This is a genomic window from Vibrio sp. Vb1554 (genome assembly GCF_033344235.1).
This window is the reverse complement of record NZ_JAWPOJ010000236.1, coordinates 1-1,288: the sequence shown is the minus strand read 5'-3', so window position 1 is coordinate 1,288 and position 1,288 is coordinate 1. Positions and strand designations below refer to the sequence as shown.

General features: G+C 48.1%; 1 protein-coding gene. It reads left to right on the top strand.

The window, feature by feature from the left end; translation table 11 throughout:
• Positions 1-1,288: 3'-5' exonuclease (locus R8N28_RS25260; RefSeq protein ID WP_318183668.1), on the top strand; the 1,288-nt coding region annotated here is incomplete at both ends.

Sequence of the window (1,288 nt, the reverse complement as noted above, 5' to 3'; positions counted from 1 at the left end):
CATCCGCTATCTATTGGTTGATGAATACCAAGATACCAACACCAGTCAGTATGAACTGGTCAAATTGATTGTGGGTGAGCGAGGTCGCTTGACCGTCGTGGGTGATGATGACCAATCGATTTATTCGTGGCGTGGTGCCAAACCGCAAAACTTGGTGCTGCTCGGGCAAGATTACCCGAATCTGCGTCTGATCAAGCTGGAGCAGAACTATCGCTCGACCAGTCGAATTCTTCGTGCTGCAAACATTTTGATTGCCAACAACCCGCACGTGTATGAAAAATCACTGTTCTCAGAGATTCCTGACGGCGAAAAACTGAAAGTGTTGCTAGCCAAGAACGAAGAGCACGAAGCAGAACGGGTCACGGGTGAGTTGATTGCGCACAAGTTCTTAAATCGCACGGAATATCGAGATTATGCGATTTTGTATCGCGGTAACCATCAATCGCGCTTGATTGAAAAATCACTGATGCAAAACCGCGTACCGTACAAACTGTCTGGCGGTACATCGTTTTTCGCGCGTGCCGAAATCAAAGACATCATGGCGTATCTTCGAGTGTTGGTGAACCCGGACGATGACAACGCATTTCTGCGCATTGTGAACACGCCGCGACGCGAAATTGGCCCGGTAACGTTAGAAAAATTGGGCAGTTACGCCAATATGCGCGGCAAAAGCCTATTTGAAGCAAGCTTTGAAATGGGATTAGAACAACACCTATCGGGGCGTGGTCTCGAAAATCTGCGTCGCTTTACACAATGGTTGGTGGCGATTGCCGATCAAGCTGAGCGAGGTAACACAGTAGAAGCTGTTCGTTCCTTGGTTCGTGACATTCATTACGAAGATTGGCTGTACGAAACCTCAGCCAGCCCGAAAGCCGCTGAAATGCGCATGAAGAACGTTTCGGATCTCTACTCTTGGATTGTGGCTGACTTAGAAGGTGACAATTACGACCAAGAAGAGAAAACGCTGAAAGAAGTGGTTCAACGTTTGACCTTGCGTGACATGATGGAACGCGGCGAAGAAGACGAAGACAGCGATGCCGTTCAATTGATGACATTACACGCATCAAAAGGTCTAGAGTTTCCTTACGTTTATTTGATTGGTTCGGAAGAGGGCATATTGCCGCATCAAACCAGTATTGATGAAGATAACGTCGAAGAAGAGCGACGCTTGATGTACGTAGGTATCACCCGCGCACAGCGAGAGCTGACGTTTACCATGTGTAAAGAGCGTCGCCAGTTTGGTGAGTTGATCAAGCCGACTCAAAGTCGTTTTTTGGATGAGCTGCCG